The sequence below is a fragment of the Agrococcus sp. GW821-FHT14H11 genome (genome assembly GCF_058803545.1).
Genome location: NZ_JBXAPA010000008.1, coordinates 69,309 through 81,872, shown reverse-complemented (window position 1 = coordinate 81,872; position 12,564 = coordinate 69,309). Strand labels below are relative to the sequence as shown.

Below are 12,564 nucleotides of genomic sequence, written 5' to 3'. Positions count from 1 at the left end.
CGCGGCGGTCGCCCGCGCGACGCTGCCGCCTAGGATCGAGGCATGGCCGTCGACGACCTGCAGGCGCGTGCGCAGGACGACCTCGCGCTCGAGCGGCAGGTGTGCTTCGCGCTGTCGGTCGCGTCGCGGAGCGTCGTCGGCGCCTACCGGCCGGTGCTCGAGCCGCTGGGCCTGTCGCATCCGCAGTACCTCGTGATGCTGGCGCTCTGGGGTTCCCGGCCGCTGTCGCTGCGACAGCTGAGCGAGCAGCTGCGGCTGGAGCCCGCGACGCTGTCGCCGCTCGTGAAGCGGCTCGAGGCCGCGGGGCTCGTGGAGCGGTCGCGACGCGCCGACGACGTGCGCACGCTCGACATCACGCTGACCGAGCGGGGCGTGGCGCTCCGCGAGCAGGCGCTCGCAGTGCCGACGACGATGGCCGAGCGGCTCGGGCTCGATCGCGACGAGCTCGCGCAGCTGCACGGGCTGATGACGCGGCTGATCGCGGCGGTGGATGGGCAGTCGGCCCCGTAGCCGACCGGCGTTCGTCAGGCGTTGAGGAGCGCCACGAGCGCGACGATGCCCCCTGCGATGCCGGCGAGCGTGAGCCCGCCCGCGGTGAACGCGACCACCTTCCACGCGAGGGCGTCGCCGCGCGTGAAGCTCTGCGGATCGCGCGGGCGGGGCTGCGCGGGCGGTGTGGCGACGTCGGTCTGCTGCATTGTCGGGCCCGGCTCCTCGATGATCATCCGCTCGGATGGTTAGGGCACTAAGCATACCTTGCGGCCGGCGCCGTCGACCAGCTGTCGAGCAGCTGCAGCCGTTCGGCGGATGTCGATCCGGGCTCAGCGGAGAAGACGAGCATCTGCAGGCCGGGCTCGGCCGCGAGGTCGAACGCCTCGAACGCGAGGTCGAGATCGCCGACAGCCGGGTGGTGCATCAGCTTCAACCCGCTCTGGTGGGCGCGCACGTCGTGGGCGCCCCAGAGGCGCCGGAAGAGATCGCTGCGGGTGCTCAGTTCACCGACGAGGTCGGAGAGCTCGCGGTCGTAGGGCGCGCGCCCGGCCTCGGCGCGCAGGATCGCGACGATCTGGCGCGCGGTGCCATCCCAATCGCGGTAGAAGGCCTGTGCGCGCGCGTCGAGGAACGTGAAGCGCGCTGCGTTCACTGGCCCGGCGCTGTCGCCGAGCATTTCGGAGAACAGCGCCCTGCCGAGCCTGTTCGCACCGACGGCGTCGAGGCGCCCGTTCTGGACGAAGACCGGTACCGGCGCCATCGCGTCGATGGTCTGCTGCACGCTCGGGCGCAGCTGCAGGCGCCGGGCCGGAGCGCGCCGACGGGCGGGGCTGCTGCCGACGTTGGCGGCCCGCACGAGGTCGCGCAGGTAGGCGTGCTCGGGCTCGTCGAGCCGCAGTGCTCGGGCGATGCCGTCGAGCACGCCGTCCGAGACGCCGCTGGCGTTGCCGCGCTCGAGCCGCTTGTAGTACTCGGCGCTCATCCCGGCGAGCATCGCGACCTCCTCACGGCGCAGCCCCGGAACGCGGCGTCGCCCGCCGAAGTCAGGCAGGCCGACGTCTTGCGGCGTGAGGCGGGCGCGGCGGGAGGTGAGGAACTCGCGGATGCCCTCGGCGGTGTCCATGGTTCGACGGTACGTGCTCGCAGGGCTAGGTGGGGGTCCCTGCCAGGGCACCCGTACGCAGGGTCTCTCAGCATCCGCGCTTCCCGCGTTCACTGGAGAGCGGGCGGATCGCCCAGCGGCCGGCGCGGTCGCGACCGAGACAGGGAGCAGAGACATGACGGACACCAAGGTCTGGTTCATCACCGGCGCGAGCCGCGGCATGGGCATCGACATCGCGCGGGCGGCGCTCGCGGCGGGGCACTCGGTCGTGGCCACCGGCCGCGATCCGCAGCGAGTCCTCGACGCGGTCGGCGAGCACGAGCGACTGCTGGCGGTGGCGCTCGACGTCACCGACCCGGCGGCCGCGGAGTCGGCGGCGGCCGCGGCCGTCGAGCGGTTCGGCCGCATCGACGTGCTCGTCAACAACGCGGGCAACTTCTACGCCGGCTACTTCGAGAACATCAGCGACGCGCAGATGCGTGCCCAGATGGAGACCAACTATTTCGGCCCGCTCAACGTGACCCGGGCCATCCTGCCCGTCATGCGCCGTCAGCGCTCGGGGCAGGTCATCACGATCACCTCCGCCGCGGGACTCATGGGGCAGGAGTTCTGCGCCGCCTACGCGCCGTCGAAGTTCGCGCTCGAGGGGTGGATGGAGTCGCTGCGCTACGACGTCGAGCCCTTCGGCATCTCGACGATGGCGGTCGAGCCGGGCTTCTTCCGCACCGAGCTGCTCGTCGAGGGGTCGTCGACGATCTGGCCCGAGCTCGTGATCGAGGACTACGCGCAGCGCACCGAGGACACCATCGCGGCCTGGTCGAGCATGAACGGCCAGCAGGGCGGCGACCCCAAGAAGCTCGCCCACGCGCTCGTGATGCTCTCCGACTCCGGCGAGCTGCCGCTCCGCTTCGTCGCCGGCGCCGACGTCATGGCAGGCGTCGAGCAGAACCTCGCCACGATCCAGCGGCAGATCGACGCGCACCGCGAGCTCTCGGCGTCGCTCGCCTTCGACGCCTGAGGCGGCCGGTCGCTTGCCGCCGATCGCTGTCGTCGGACTGCGATCCGCGGTCAGCGGCCGACTGCCAGGCAGGCGGTGTCAGCGCAGGTCGAGCTCCGCGAGCGCCTCGCGCACGCGCATCCGCCCCTCCTCGCCGAGGCCGCGGAGGGGGAGCGGCAGGCTGCCCGGGTGCGCGAGGCCCACCTCCTCGGCGATCGCGGCCACCACCCGGTTGCTGCCGTGCGAGGCGAAGAGGTCCCAGATCGGCTGCAGCCGCGTCGACTCGGCCTCCGCCTGGTCGTGCTCGCCAGCCTGCGCGGCGCGGGTGATGCGCAGCGCGGGGGCGGGGAGCGTGCCGGCGATGACGGAGTACCAGGCATCGCAGCCGCCGTTCAGGGCGCGCGCGGCGAAGGCGTCGCCGGAGATGCCGATCGTCACGTGCTCGGGCACGACGTCGCGGATCTGCGCCACGCGCTGCTCGGCCGTCAGGCCCGCCGGCAGCCCGGGGATCTTGATCGACGCGACCCCGGGCAGCGCGGCGATGCGGCCGTAGAGCGCGTCGGTGAAGGTGAAGTGCGTGGTGCCGGGGTTGTCGTAGACGACGAGCGGCACGGACAGGTGCTCGAGCACATCGGCGTAGAAGCCGTACGCGTCGTCGTCGGTGAGCGCCTGGTAGGTGAGCGGCGCGAGCAGCACGGCCCGCGCTCCAGCGTCGACGGCGTCGCGGGCGAAGGCGAGCGCGTGCGAGGTGCGGAGCGCCCCGATGCCGGCGATGACCGGGGTGTCGCCGGCGGCCTCGACCGCCGCGCCGACGACGCGCTGCCGCTCGTCTCGGTCGAGGTAGGCGTAGGAACCCGTCGAGCCGAGCGCGGTGATGGAGTCGACGCCGCTCTCGGCCAGCATCGCCACGATGCGGCCGAACGCGGCGAGGTCGAGGCGGTCGTCGCGCAGCGGTGTGAGGGGGAAGGCGCTCAGGCCGATGAACATCGTGGGTCCTCGCTTCGTCTCGCTCTCCAGGATGCCCGCTTCACGGCAGCCGCTCGACCGCCAGGCCGGACGCGAGGTAGCGCGCCGCCGAGTGCCGCGAGGGCGCGACGAGCACGACGGATGCGGCGGCCTGGGCCGTGGGGAAGTCGTCGAACGAGTCGGTCCAGAAGCGTCGCCGCTCGACGTCGATCCCGGCCTCCCGCAGCGCCGCGAGCTTGCCCTCGCCGCGGATGTGCCGGTCGAAGACCGGGCCGGTCTCGGTGAAGCGGAGGGTGGATGCGAGCAGCAGGTCGTGCTCGACGCCGGCGGCCGCGAGGAAGGCTGCGGCAAGGCGGTGCTCGGAGCCGGTGGCGACGACGACGTGCGCGCCGGCGCGGCGCGCCTCGGCCGCCACCGCGACCATCGAGGCGCGGGCGGCGACGCGGCCGAGCCGCGTGCCGACGTCGTGCGCGAGGGCGTCGTACATCGGCTCGGTCACGCCGCGCAGCAGGCTGCGGGCGACCTCGCGGGAGGCGGCGGCGTGGCGCGGCACGTCGTGGCCCGCGCGCACCCACCGCACGAGGACGGGGGTGCTGCGCACGCCGACGAGCGGCGACCGCCGCGCGGCCGCGACGAGCAGCGTGGCGAACGTGTCGCGCGTGGAGAGCACGCCGTCGAGGTCGAGGACGACGTCGGTCATGGGGTCAGCCTGACAGGCTCGACAGGCCGCGCACGCATCCGACCGACGGGTGTCGCGCCGCGCCTCACTCCTCGATCGCGCCGCCCACCTCCCGCAGGTGCCCGCGGAAGCCGATGCCGCGCTCGCGGCGCGCGTCGAGGTAGTCGCCGAACCGCACCTGCTCGCGCAGGCTCGTGCCGGCCGCCATCGCCGCAGCCTGCCGCCGCTCGGTGTCGCGGATGCCGGCCGCCGCCTCCGCCACGCGCTCGGCGTCCGCGAGCGGCACGAGGATGACGCCGTCGTCATCGGCGAGCACGAGGTCGTCGCGCGTCACGCGGTGCTCGCCGCATCGCGCGACGGCGAGCGCGTCGGCGGGCTGCGCCGCGACATCCGCCGGACCGCTCGGCGAGGTGCCGAGGCTCCACACCGGCAGGCCGATCTCGCGCAGCTCCGGGGTGTCGCGGTGCAGCCCCCAGATCACGATCCCGCCGAGCCCCGCCATGCGCGCCTCGAGCGCCACGAGGTCGCCGACGCAGGCGCGGTCGAGGCGCCCGCCGTCGTCGACGACGAGCACGTCGCCCTCCCCGGCCGCCTCGAGCGCCTCGAGGAAGACGTCGACGCTGCCAACGTGCTGCGCGGGCAGCGCCCGGCCGACGGCGCGCGTGCCGGGCAGCACCGGTCGCAGTCCGCTCGGTCCGCAGCGCACCTCCACGCCGAGCCGCACGCAGGCATCCGCCACGTGCGGCGTCGAGAGGTCGCGGTAGGTGCGCAGCTCGTGCATGGGTCCTCCTGTCGTGCGCGGGCGGGTCTGCCCCTGACGATCATCGTCGCTCGGCGCATCCGCGTCACCTGCTGGCTGAGGACCCGTGACAGGATGTGCCGGCGGCGCAGGCAGCGCTGCAGGAGGGCCACGGATGTCGCGCACGATCGTCATCACCGGTGCGAGCGACGGCATAGGCGCCGCCGCGGCGCGGAAGCTGCACGCGCTGGGGGAGCAGGTCGTTGTCGTCGGGCGGTCGCCGGAGCGCACCGCCGCGGTCGCCGCCGAGCTCGGCGCGCCGCACTTCGTCGCCGACTTCGCCGAGCTCGCACAGGTGCGCCGCCTCGCCGACGAGCTGCTGCAGCGGTTCCCCGAGATCCACGTGCTCGCCAACAACGCCGGCGGCATCATGGGCGAGCGCTCGCTCACCGTCGACGGCTACGAGCGCACCTTCCAGGTCAACCACCTCGCGCCGTTCCTCCTCACCACCCTGCTGCTCCCGGCGCTGACCGCAGGGCGCGCGACCGTCATCCAGACGGCGAGCCAGGCCGCTCGCGTCTTCGCGCGGTTCGACATCGACGACCTGCAGAACGCGCGCGGGTATCGCGCCGATCGTGCCTACGGCAACGGCAAGCTCGCGAACATCCTCTTCACCCGCGAGCTGCAGCGCCGCTACGGCGACGAGGGCATCGCGGCCGTCTCGTTCCACCCGGGCATCGTCGCCACGAGCTTCGCGAGCGACACGAACCACGTCATGCGGTGGATCTACCACACGCCGCTCAGGCGCCTCTTCACCATCTCTGCCGAGCGCGCCGCTGACGACCTCGTCTGGCTCGCCCAGGGCACGCCGGGCACCACGTTCGTGCCGGGCGAGTACTACGACGCCCGCCGCATCCCGACGCAGGTCAACCCCGACTCGATCGACCCGGTGCTCGCCGAGCAGCTGTGGGAGCGCTCCGCCGCGATGGTCTGAGCGGCGGCGGGGGCGTCGCGCGCCGGCCGGCCACGCCGACCGACCGGAGCCGGACCGCGTCACCGGGAGCGGATGCATCCGCGATCCGCCACGAGCAGCGGAGAGATCGTCCGCGATCCGTGACCGATCCGCTGCTCGTGACCGCGGCACCGCGCCGCGGCCCGCCCGCCACCTGCGAGGATCGAGCCATGCGCGCCCTGGTCCTCGACGACATCCGCTCGACCCCGATCGTCCGCGACGTGCCGACGCCGGTCGCCCCGCCCGGCGGCGTCGTCGTCCAGGTGCTCGCGACCGGGCTCTGCCGCAGCGACTGGCACGCGTGGGCCGGCCACGACGAGATCGCCTTCCCGCACGTGCCGGGGCACGAGCTCGCGGGCGTCGTGAGCCAGGTCGGCGAGGGCGTGCGCCGCTGGCAGGTCGGCGACCGCGTGACGGTGCCCTTCGTGTGCGGCTGCGGCACGTGCGAGTGGTGCCTGGGCGGCGACGCGCAGGTCTGCCCCGACCAGCAGCAGCCCGGCTTCACGCACTGGGGCTCGTTCGCCGAGCAGGTGGCGCTGCACGCCGCCGACGCCAACCTCGTCGCCATCCCCGACGGCGTCGACTTCGCGACCGCGGCGAGCCTCGGCTGCCGCTTCGCGACCGCCTACCGCGCCCTCGCGGGCCGCGCGCGCATCGCCGCAGGGGAGTGGGTCGCGGTCGTCGGCGCGGGCGGCGTGGGCCTCAGCGCCGTCATGATCGCGCGCGCCCTCGGCGCCCGGCCCATCGCGATCGATCGCAACCCGGCGGCGCTCGAGCTCGCGCTGCGGCTCGGCGCCGAGCACGCGATCCTCGCCGACGGCCGCGACATCCCGGCCGAGGTGGCCGCCATCACCGGCGGCGGCAGCCACGTGGCGGTCGACGCCGTCGGCAGCGAGCAGACGGCGTCGGATGCGGTGCTGAGCCTGCGCAGGCGCGGCCGGCACGTGCAGATCGGCCTGCTCCCGCCCGTCGACGGGCATCCGCGCGTGCCCATGTCGCGCGTGATCGCGTGGGAGCTCGACGTGCTCGGCAGCCACGGCATGGCCGCGGCCGACTACCCGGGCATGCTCGCGCTCATCGCCTCGGGCGCGCTGCAGCCGCAGCTGCTCGTCGAGCGCACGGTCGGGCTCGAGGAGGCGGCGGCGCTCCTGCCAAGCTTCGACCGCTCGACCGCCGCCGGGATCACCATGATCGATCCGCGGCCGCCGGCCGCGGGAGGGGAGGCGCCGGGCACCGCCTGACGCGGGGTCAGCCGACGCCCGTCAGCTGAGCACCGCCCAGCCTCGGGCCGCGAGCCGCACGACCTCGCCCTCGACGTCGCCCGCACCGGCCTCGACCGCGGTCGCGTCGGCGCACGGCAGCTCGACGGGCTCGTCGCCGAGGTTGAGCGCCGTCACGACCCGGTCGTCGTGCGTGCCGGTGCGCAGCACGATGGCAGTGTTCTCGACGTGCAGCACGTCGGTGTGGGCGCGGTGCAGCCACGGGTGCCGGCGCCGCAGGGCGAGCAGCGCCCCGTGCGCGTCGTAGACGGCCGCGGCGGCAGGCTCCAGCGAGTCGGGCGCGGGCGGCGCCTCCGGGAACTCGGGCCGCACCGCGTCGTCGCCGCCGATGCGCTCCTCCTTCTCGCCGACCCATCCGTACTCGTCGCCGGCGTACACCGACGGCGTGCCCGCGACGGTGCAGAGCACCGCGACCGCGTGCGGCACGAGGTCGACGCCGACCGCGGAGGCGATGCGCGTCACGTCGTGGTTGCCGATGAACGTGCTCGGCGCCGAGTCGGCGAGCAGGGCGTTGTGGCGCTCGAGGGCGTGGGCGAGCTCGAAGCAGTTGCCGTCGGCGAAGCCGTGCCAGATGCCCTGCCACAGCTCGTACTGCGTGAGCGAGTCCATCGTCGACTCGCGCACGATCGCGGCGGCGTCGCCGTGGATCACCTCTCCCGACACGTACGCATCCGGGAACCGCTCGCGCACCCGCGGGAGCACCTTCGCCCAGAACGCCGGCGGCACGGCGTAGGCCGCGTCGAGGCGCCACGCGTCGATGCCGCGCTCGAGCCAGTGCGTCATGACCTCGACGACCAGGTCGACCACCGCATCCGACCCGTGGTCGAGCGCCACGAGCTGGTCGTGCCCCTCGAAGACGTCGGCGCGCACCGCGTCGCCCGGCGACCACCCCTCCCAGTCGACGCGGAAGAGGCCCGCGGTCGGCGCATCCGGCCCCTCCTGCTCGAGGGCGCGGAACGCCGGGTGCTCGCGGCCGACGTGGTTGAAGACGCCGTCGAGCATCACGCGGATGCCGCGCTCGCGGCACGCGTCGATGAGCCGCTGCAGGTCGGCCTCGTCGCCGAGCCGCGGGTCGACGCGCAGGTGGTCGACGGTGTCGTAGCCGTGCGTCGACGACGCGAAGACCGGCCCGAGCTGCAGTCCGTTGAGGCCCAGCTCGAGCACGTGGTCGAGCCATGCCTCGATGCGGCCGAGCCGGTGCTCGACGGCGTCGGGCGCGGGCGTCTCGTCGGGCCGGATGGGCGCGCCGACGAAGCCGAGCGGGTAGACGTGCCACCACATGACGTGCTCCACCCATGCCGGCTCCTCATGGGCCTGCACGGAGTCGGATGCGCCGCCGGGAGCGGCGTCGTCGGTGGTCGGATGCGTCGGGTCGGTCATGCCTCCATCCTGCCGGTCGTCGGCGGGGAACGGGCCGGATCGCCTCTTCCGCTCGCCCGATGAGCGATATATCGTTGAGTATCGGCGACACTCGCCGGCGCGAGGAGGTCATCATGCATGGATCGTTCGCAGGCGGCGGCTTCGACCGCGGCTTCAACGCGGGGCCCGGCTCCCACATGTGGGAGGCGATGGAGCAGCTGCGCACCGCCTTCGACAAGCGCGGCGGCACGCGCATGGGGCGCGGCGACGTGCGCGCGGCGGTGCTCGCGCTGCTCGCCGAGCGCCCGATGCACGGCTACCAGATCATCCAGGAGATCGAGGAGCGCAGCGGCGGCGCCTGGAAGCCGAGCCCGGGCTCGGTCTACCCGACGCTCCAGCTGCTCGCCGACGAGGGCCTCATCACCGCGCACGAGGCCGATGGGCGCAAGACCTACTCGCTGACCGAGGGCGGCCGCGCGGTCGCCGACGAGTCGGCCGAGCGGGCGGCGCCCTGGATGGCCACCGGCGAGCGCGACGGCCGCGGCTTCTCGGCGCTGCCGAAGGCGGGCTTCGACCTCGCCCAGGCGGCCGCGCAGGTGGGCCGTACCGGCAGCCCAGAGCAGGTGCAGCAGGCGGTGACCGTGCTCGAAGAGGCGCGTCGTAGGCTCTACTCGATCCTCGCTCAGGACTGAGCGGCGTGCCGCCGGCGCGTCGGGATCGAGGAGAGACGATGCCCGACGTCGGAGCCACGCGCGCCCGCTACCGCCGCATCCTGCGCTTCGCCGCCCGCCACCTCGTGAGCATGTGGTGGTTCGAGATCGTGCTGCCCCGCTTCGGGATGGCGCGGCTCGCGGCACGGGGCAGGGGCGCCCGGCTCACGCGCCTCGCCCGCCGCTTCCACGCGCTCGCCGTCGACCTCGGCGGGCTCATGATCAAGGTCGGGCAGTTCATGTCGTCGCGGCTCGACGTGCTGCCGCCCGAGATCACCCGCGAGCTCGAGGGCCTGCAGGACGAGGCGCCGCCCGTGCCGTTCGGGCCCATCCGCGACGCGATCGAGCAGGAGCTCGGCATGCCGCTCGAGCGCGCCTACGCCTCGATCGAGGCGGAGCCGCTCGCGGCCGCCTCGCTCGGGCAGGCGCACCGGGCGACGCTCACCGCGCAGGACGCGGCCGAGCTCGGCAGCGTCGAGGCGGTCGTGAAGGTGCAGCGGCCCGGCATCCAGGCGATCGTCGACGTCGACCTCGCGGCGCTCCGCCGCGTCGGCGGGTGGATGAGCCGGGTGCGGCTGGTGTCGGACCGCGTCGACATGCCCGCGCTCGTCGAGGAGTTCGCGCAGACGAGCCTCGAGGAGATCGACTACCTCCACGAGGCGGCGAACGCCGAGCGCTTCGCGGCCGACTTCGCCGACGACCCTCGCGTCGCGGTGCCGCAGGTGGTGTGGGAGCGCACCACCCGCCGCGTGCTGACGCTCGCCGACGTCACGGCGATCAAGCTCACCGACCTCGACGGGCTGCGCGCCGCCGGCATCGACCCCTCCGAGGTCGCCCACGCGTTCGCCGCGGTCATGTTCGACCAGCTGTTCGTCAACGGCTTCTTCCACGCCGACCCGCATCCCGGCAACCTCTTCGTGACGCCTGTCGAGCGTGGCGGGGGCGAGGGAGCCGGCGGAGGGGGAGCGGGTGCGCCGTGGCGGCTGACGTTCATCGACTTCGGGATGATGGGCGAGGTGCCCGCGAGCACGCGGCGGGGCCTGCGCACGCTGCTGATCGCGGCCGCCGCGCGCGACGGGCGGGGGCTCGTGGAGGCGATCCGCGAGGTCGGCGCCCTGCTGCCGTCGGCCGACACCGCCGAGCTCGAGCGCGCCATGACGGGCGCGTTCGCCCGCTTCGGCGGCATGGGCTTCGCCGAGCTGCGCGAGGTCGACCCGCGCGAGTTCCGCGAGTTCGCGCTCGAGTTCGAGGAGCTCATGCGGTCGCTGCCGTTCCAGCTGCCCGAGCACTTCCTGCTCATCATCCGCGCCATGTCGCTCACCTCCGGCGTCTGCAGCTCGCTCGACCCGCAGTTCAACCTGTGGGACGCCGTCGAGCCCTACGCGGGGCGCCTGCTGCGCGACGAGCGCGGCAGCATCGCGCGCGCCGCGGTCGACGAGGCGGTGTCGCTCGCGCGCCTCGCGGTGGGGCTGCCCCGGCGCTTCGACACGCTCGCGACGCGGCTCGAGGAGGGCAGGCTCGCGGTCTCGTCGCCGGCGCTCGAGCGCCGCGTCGCGCGGCTCGAGCGCACCGCCGCGCGCGTCGTCTCGGCGGTGCTCTTCGCGGGCCTGCTCGTCGCGGGCGCGCTCGTGCGCCCGGACGACGAGGGGTTCGGCACCGCGCTCATGGTCGCCTCGGTCGTGCCGCTGCTGCACGCTGTGCTCGCGGGGCTAGGGAGCCGGCGGCGCGACTGAGCGGCTCGTGCTGCGTGGGCGGGGTGCTCAGGGCAGCGCGTGCCCCGGCTGCAGCTCCTGCCGGCTCTGCCGCGTCGGGCGGAACTCCTGGATCTCGACGAGCGCGGGCGGCGCCGCGACCCCGGGCCCGCCGGCGTTCACCCACTCGACGATGTCGTCGGTGACGGCGTCGTCGAGCACCTCGCCGATCCAGACCGGGGTCGCGCCCGCCTCCGCTCCCTCGTCGCCCGGCATCACGACGACGACGTTCGAGCGCTCGCACGCGTCGAGGCACTTGCTCGGCACGACGTCGGCCCCGTCGATGCGCGAGCGCAGCGCCTGCAGCTGCGCCGTGTGGTCGACGCCGGGGTGCTTGCGACGGCTGCCGCAGTCGCCGCCGCGGCAGACGACGACCGTGACGCGCTCGGGCTCGCCCGTCGTGGGCTCGGTGCGCTGCGCGCGGCGCTTCGCCATGCTCTCCTCCGTCATCGCCCGCGGCCGGTCGCGGGCGAGGGGGCCAGTCTGCCGGATGCCTCGGGCTCCTGCGTGCGGGCACCCGGCACTCGCGGGTCGCGGCACGGTGACGTCGGGCGTCGGCCTCAGCGGTGGTGACGGCGCTGCGCGCGGCGGCGGCGCTCGGGCGCAGGCGGCAGCCCGGCGTCGACGAGCCAGGCGTCGAGCAGCACGTCGACCGGTCCCTCGGCGAAGGCGCCGACGAGCTCGCGGAAGCCGTCCGTGGTGCCCGCCCCGGTGGGGTGCAGCAGGCTGCAGGCCTGCAGCAGCTCGAAGAAGCGCACGTCGCCGAGCTCGATGCGCAGCGCGTGCAGCAGCAGCGCGCCACGGCCGGCGCGAGGGTCGTCGGGTGCGCCCTCGGGCTCGGGCGCGTCGCGCGGCTCGCCGGCCGACCGCCCGGCCAGCCGTGCGTGCTCGACGCCTGCCAGCGCATCAGTCGTCATGTCGCCCGCGGCCTCGCACCACAGCCACGTCGCGTAGCGCGCGAGCGCAGGCACGAGCCAGGCATCACGCGCGTCGGCACCCTTGGTGCCGCGCGCGAACCACTGGCGCGCGATGGCGTCGGCGAGCGCGCCGTCGCAGCTGCCCGACCCGTCGATGCTGTCGCTGCGCAGCACGGCGGCACCCGGCGAGGCGGGCACTCGCGCGGGATCGTCGGCGATCACGAGCAGGCAGGCGTCGAACGGATGCGGCCCCAGGCGCTCGATGAAGCACGCGAGCATCGCCGGTACGCGAGCCAGATCGGCGAGCGCACGCTGCTGCAGCGCGGCGGGGAAGAGCGCGGTCACCGGCACGGGCCCGCGCGTCCTGCACCGCAGGTAGCGGCCGAGCGGCGGCTGGGGCTGGCCGAGGGGGAGCGGATGCGCCGGGCCGCGGGCGGGCGCGTCGGCGACCGGCGGTGCCGTCCTCGTCTCGCTCATCGATGCTCCCGTGCGCGCGTCGACGACGCCGCGGCGCCGTCGAGGTCACGCTATCGCGCGGCCCCGACGGCGTGCCGGCGTGT

General features: G+C 74.5%; 14 protein-coding genes. 6 read left to right on the top strand and 8 right to left on the bottom strand.

What is annotated here, in order from left to right; all coding sequences use genetic code 11:
* Positions 1-42 precede the first annotated feature (42 nt).
* The gene (locus AC1RNL_RS10305; RefSeq protein WP_492935148.1) at positions 43-510 is read left to right on the top strand and encodes a MarR family winged helix-turn-helix transcriptional regulator; all 468 of its coding nucleotides are present in this window, start codon (positions 43-45) and stop codon (positions 508-510) included.
* A gap of 14 nt (positions 511-524) precedes the next feature.
* Here the strand turns inward: AC1RNL_RS10305 and AC1RNL_RS10300 are convergent, their stop codons facing one another.
* Together AC1RNL_RS10300 and AC1RNL_RS10295 are read right to left on the bottom strand one after the other, a co-directional pair.
* Positions 525-725: a hypothetical protein gene (locus AC1RNL_RS10300; RefSeq protein ID WP_364197381.1), complete on the bottom strand. Its 201-nt coding sequence runs from the start codon at positions 723-725 to the stop codon at positions 525-527.
* 20 nt (positions 726-745) lie between these two features.
* Positions 746-1,615 carry a helix-turn-helix domain-containing protein gene (locus tag AC1RNL_RS10295; protein ID WP_492935147.1) on the bottom strand — a complete coding sequence of 290 codons (870 nt, stop codon included), beginning with the start codon at positions 1,613-1,615 and terminating at the stop codon, positions 746-748.
* A 154-nt stretch (positions 1,616-1,769) separates the two neighbouring features.
* Between AC1RNL_RS10295 and AC1RNL_RS10290 the strand changes: the two genes are divergently transcribed.
* Positions 1,770-2,612: an SDR family NAD(P)-dependent oxidoreductase gene (locus AC1RNL_RS10290; protein WP_400530061.1), complete on the top strand. Its 843-nt coding sequence runs from the start codon at positions 1,770-1,772 to the stop codon at positions 2,610-2,612.
* Positions 2,613-2,690: 78 nt separating this feature from the next.
* On the opposite strand, the gene AC1RNL_RS10285 is transcribed toward AC1RNL_RS10290, so the two are convergent.
* The 3 genes from AC1RNL_RS10285 to AC1RNL_RS10275 form a co-directional block, all read right to left on the bottom strand.
* Positions 2,691-3,578: a dihydrodipicolinate synthase family protein gene (locus tag AC1RNL_RS10285; RefSeq protein ID WP_492935146.1), complete on the bottom strand. Its 888-nt coding sequence runs from the start codon at positions 3,576-3,578 to the stop codon at positions 2,691-2,693.
* Between the two features lie 40 nt (positions 3,579-3,618).
* A complete protein-coding gene (locus AC1RNL_RS10280; RefSeq protein ID WP_400530066.1) occupies positions 3,619-4,257 on the bottom strand; it encodes a haloacid dehalogenase-like hydrolase in 639 nt (212 codons plus the stop codon).
* Positions 4,258-4,321: 64 nt separating this feature from the next.
* Positions 4,322-5,017 (bottom strand): RraA family protein, encoded by a 696-nt coding sequence (locus tag AC1RNL_RS10275; RefSeq protein ID WP_492935145.1) that lies wholly within the window; start codon positions 5,015-5,017, stop codon positions 4,322-4,324.
* A 133-nt stretch (positions 5,018-5,150) separates the two neighbouring features.
* On the opposite strand from AC1RNL_RS10275, the gene AC1RNL_RS10270 reads away from it, so the two are divergent.
* Positions 5,151-5,969 (top strand): SDR family NAD(P)-dependent oxidoreductase, encoded by an 819-nt coding sequence (locus AC1RNL_RS10270; protein ID WP_492935144.1) that lies wholly within the window; start codon positions 5,151-5,153, stop codon positions 5,967-5,969.
* Between the two features lie 188 nt (positions 5,970-6,157).
* Positions 6,158-7,228, top strand: coding sequence for a zinc-dependent alcohol dehydrogenase family protein (locus tag AC1RNL_RS10265; protein WP_492935143.1), 1,071 nt, complete (start codon positions 6,158-6,160; stop codon positions 7,226-7,228).
* A 21-nt stretch (positions 7,229-7,249) separates the two neighbouring features.
* Here the strand turns inward: AC1RNL_RS10265 and AC1RNL_RS10260 are convergent, their stop codons facing one another.
* On the bottom strand, positions 7,250-8,548 hold the full coding sequence (locus AC1RNL_RS10260; RefSeq protein ID WP_492935208.1) for an alpha-amylase family glycosyl hydrolase: 1,299 nt from the start codon (positions 8,546-8,548) through the stop codon (positions 7,250-7,252).
* A gap of 212 nt (positions 8,549-8,760) precedes the next feature.
* On the opposite strand from AC1RNL_RS10260, the gene AC1RNL_RS10255 reads away from it, so the two are divergent.
* Both AC1RNL_RS10255 and AC1RNL_RS10250 read left to right on the top strand, forming a co-directional pair.
* Complete coding sequence (locus tag AC1RNL_RS10255) at positions 8,761-9,318, top strand: PadR family transcriptional regulator (protein WP_146354222.1); 558 nt, start codon at positions 8,761-8,763, stop codon at positions 9,316-9,318.
* Between the two features lie 38 nt (positions 9,319-9,356).
* Positions 9,357-11,069, top strand: a complete 1,713-nt coding sequence (locus tag AC1RNL_RS10250) for an ABC1 kinase family protein (protein WP_492935142.1) — start codon at positions 9,357-9,359, stop codon at positions 11,067-11,069.
* A 27-nt stretch (positions 11,070-11,096) separates the two neighbouring features.
* Here the strand turns inward: AC1RNL_RS10250 and AC1RNL_RS10245 are convergent, their stop codons facing one another.
* A complete protein-coding gene (locus AC1RNL_RS10245) occupies positions 11,097-11,522 on the bottom strand; it encodes a (2Fe-2S) ferredoxin domain-containing protein (protein ID WP_364197354.1) in 426 nt (141 codons plus the stop codon).
* A gap of 125 nt (positions 11,523-11,647) precedes the next feature.
* Positions 11,648-12,481: a gluzincin family metallopeptidase gene (locus AC1RNL_RS10240; protein ID WP_492935141.1), complete on the bottom strand. Its 834-nt coding sequence runs from the start codon at positions 12,479-12,481 to the stop codon at positions 11,648-11,650.
* Positions 12,482-12,564 lie beyond the last annotated feature (83 nt).

Excerpts from the sequence above, each read along its gene's own strand:
- AC1RNL_RS10250 (WP_492935142.1), top strand. The coding sequence starts at position 9,357 with ATGCCCGACGTCGGAGCCACGCGCGCCCGCTACCGCCGCATCCTGCGC.
- AC1RNL_RS10300 (WP_364197381.1), bottom strand. The coding sequence starts at position 725 with ATGATCATCGAGGAGCCGGGCCCGACAATGCAGCAGACCGACGTCGCC.
- AC1RNL_RS10285 (WP_492935146.1), bottom strand. The coding sequence starts at position 3,578 with ATGTTCATCGGCCTGAGCGCCTTCCCCCTCACACCGCTGCGCGACGAC.
- AC1RNL_RS10245 (WP_364197354.1), bottom strand. The coding sequence starts at position 11,522 with ATGGCGAAGCGCCGCGCGCAGCGCACCGAGCCCACGACGGGCGAGCCC.
- AC1RNL_RS10265 (WP_492935143.1), top strand. The coding sequence starts at position 6,158 with ATGCGCGCCCTGGTCCTCGACGACATCCGCTCGACCCCGATCGTCCGC.
- AC1RNL_RS10275 (WP_492935145.1), bottom strand. The coding sequence starts at position 5,017 with ATGCACGAGCTGCGCACCTACCGCGACCTCTCGACGCCGCACGTGGCG.
- AC1RNL_RS10255 (WP_146354222.1), top strand. The coding sequence starts at position 8,761 with ATGCATGGATCGTTCGCAGGCGGCGGCTTCGACCGCGGCTTCAACGCG.
- AC1RNL_RS10305 (WP_492935148.1), top strand. The coding sequence starts at position 43 with ATGGCCGTCGACGACCTGCAGGCGCGTGCGCAGGACGACCTCGCGCTC.
- AC1RNL_RS10240 (WP_492935141.1), bottom strand. The coding sequence starts at position 12,481 with ATGAGCGAGACGAGGACGGCACCGCCGGTCGCCGACGCGCCCGCCCGC.
- AC1RNL_RS10290 (WP_400530061.1), top strand. The coding sequence starts at position 1,770 with ATGACGGACACCAAGGTCTGGTTCATCACCGGCGCGAGCCGCGGCATG.
- AC1RNL_RS10280 (WP_400530066.1), bottom strand. The coding sequence starts at position 4,257 with ATGACCGACGTCGTCCTCGACCTCGACGGCGTGCTCTCCACGCGCGAC.
- AC1RNL_RS10260 (WP_492935208.1), bottom strand. The coding sequence starts at position 8,548 with ATGTGGTGGCACGTCTACCCGCTCGGCTTCGTCGGCGCGCCCATCCGG.
- AC1RNL_RS10270 (WP_492935144.1), top strand. The coding sequence starts at position 5,151 with ATGTCGCGCACGATCGTCATCACCGGTGCGAGCGACGGCATAGGCGCC.
- AC1RNL_RS10295 (WP_492935147.1), bottom strand. The coding sequence starts at position 1,615 with ATGGACACCGCCGAGGGCATCCGCGAGTTCCTCACCTCCCGCCGCGCC.